Source organism: Caballeronia sordidicola, from assembly GCF_002220365.1.
Lineage (GTDB): Bacteria > Pseudomonadota > Gammaproteobacteria > Burkholderiales > Burkholderiaceae > Caballeronia > Caballeronia sordidicola_C.
The window spans coordinates 1-1567 of sequence record NZ_MTHB01000108.1 but is presented as its reverse complement, the minus strand read 5'-3'; the positions used below and the strand labels follow the sequence as shown (position 1 = coordinate 1567).

At 56.2% G+C, this 1567-nt stretch carries 2 protein-coding genes and 2 pseudogenes; 1 reads left to right on the top strand and 3 read right to left on the bottom strand.

Annotated features, from left to right (window positions below):
- Positions 1–43 precede the first annotated feature (43 nt).
- The 3 genes and pseudogenes from BSU04_RS16085 to BSU04_RS48795 all read right to left on the bottom strand — a co-directional run.
- Complete coding sequence (locus BSU04_RS16085) at positions 44–541, bottom strand: DUF6933 domain-containing protein (RefSeq protein WP_089161521.1); 498 nt, start codon at positions 539–541, stop codon at positions 44–46.
- 7 nt (positions 542–548) lie between these two features.
- Positions 549–806 (bottom strand): hypothetical protein, encoded by a 258-nt coding sequence (locus BSU04_RS16080; RefSeq protein ID WP_089161520.1) that lies wholly within the window; start codon positions 804–806, stop codon positions 549–551.
- Between the two features lie 11 nt (positions 807–817).
- Positions 818–910 (bottom strand): annotated as a pseudogene (locus BSU04_RS48795) (SEC-C metal-binding domain-containing protein); the annotation flags it as partial.
- Between the two features lie 361 nt (positions 911–1271).
- Between BSU04_RS48795 and BSU04_RS16070 the strand changes: the two are divergent.
- Positions 1272–1567: pseudogene (locus BSU04_RS16070) on the top strand (IS701 family transposase); the annotation flags it as partial.

Below are 1567 nucleotides of genomic sequence, written 5' to 3'. Positions count from 1 at the left end.
TGGCCGCGCAGAGACATTCGAAGCGCTGGGTTCGCCGGGGCGGCTATTGCAATGAACCGCTGCCGATCAATTCGCGCAGTGCCTTGTCCGGAAACACTGGCCCCCTATACAGCGGGCCGCAAGGGATACGTGCCAACCTGATTGACAACGCGACAAGATCGTTCATTTCATCGCTGCCGCGATAGCCTTCCGCAAATTGGCAAAACTGCGTCATGATGCCGACGACGCTACGGTTTGTCGTTTTGGTATATCTCACGTCCTGCATGTGCAATAGCTCCTGCTCGATGAACGACGGCTGGATGCCGTGGGCCGCGAGTACGTGAGCCAGGAAGCGAGGGAATCTGATTGCCATGCCAGCCGCTGGAGCCAAGGGGATCAGGACAGGTAACAACGTTCGCTCATTGACGAACAGCGCAATCTGCGGCTTCCAGAGCAAAGCCGTGGCATACCAGTTCCCGAGCCCCGTGGTGCTGGTGCCACCCGCCATCACTTCGGGTTTCAGCCGGTCAAGAAGCTTCTTCGTACAGTGCAGATAGAGCATGGCGCGCTCAGTCGAGATCGAAAAGAGCACGATCAGCGGCCCGGGATAGAACCCCGTCCATCATCTTCCGGAAATCGGCTTCGTCCCATTCGCCACGATCAAGACGACGCATGACGGCTTCGCCGACCAGCACCACTTTCCGTTCCTGATCAGCCTTCGTCTGCCTGTACTGCTGACGACGCGCTTTATCTGATGCCCATTTGGCGTCCTTGAGTTCTTTGAGCTTTAAGTCTGTTGCTGCCAGGCGGCTTTTCAGTAGGGTCATGTTGAGTGTCCTTAGTGCAACGTCCCAGCAGACCCGTGACACTTCTTGTACTTTTTGCCGCTTCCACATGGACAGAGGTCGTTTCTCCCGACCTTGGGAGCTGCGACGATGGGCCGGGATTTCTCAATGATCTGGGTCGGCTCGAATGGGTGAGATTCTGACAACGTGTGGAGGCGATTGCGTCTTGCCTCTCTGAAGGTATCTATGCCTTCGTAGTCTTTGGCGCCGATCTTGAAATAGTATTCGGCGTCACGTAGGTCCCCCAAGATATTCAATGCCACATGATTCTGTTCGTAGGCTTCGCGGACCACCTCAAAAGATTCGAGAGCCCCCAGATCGGATAATGCCGAAACGAGGAAGCCATTGATATAGGACTTACGCAAAATGCCGCGCCTGAACGCGGAAACGAATTGTTACGAAACGACGTAAACCTGGAGCGGCGCGGAGTTTCGTATTGTTGAGCGCATGACGAAACATCTGAGCCGCCTGGGCTACTGCCAGTACCTGCTGACGAGCCCGACCAACTGCACGCTGACCAACTTTGCCGACCATGTCGACGATATGAGCCACGATGCCATCAACCGTTTTTTGCGCCGCGAGCACATGACGCCGCGCCTCGTTTGGGACAACGTGCGCGCGCAGATCGTTCAGCATGAAGACGGCTGCATCGTGTTCGACGACTCGGTCACCGACAAGGATTTCTCGCACAAGATCGAGCTCGTGCGGCGACAATACAGCGGCAACGCTCACGGCCTCATCAA

Bases quoted from the DNA above. Each gene is read 5' to 3' on its own strand.
- BSU04_RS16085 (WP_089161521.1), bottom strand. From the start codon at position 541: ATGCTCTATCTGCACTGTACGAAGAAGCTTCTTGACCGGCTGAAACCC.
- BSU04_RS16080 (WP_089161520.1), bottom strand. From the start codon at position 806: ATGACCCTACTGAAAAGCCGCCTGGCAGCAACAGACTTAAAGCTCAAA.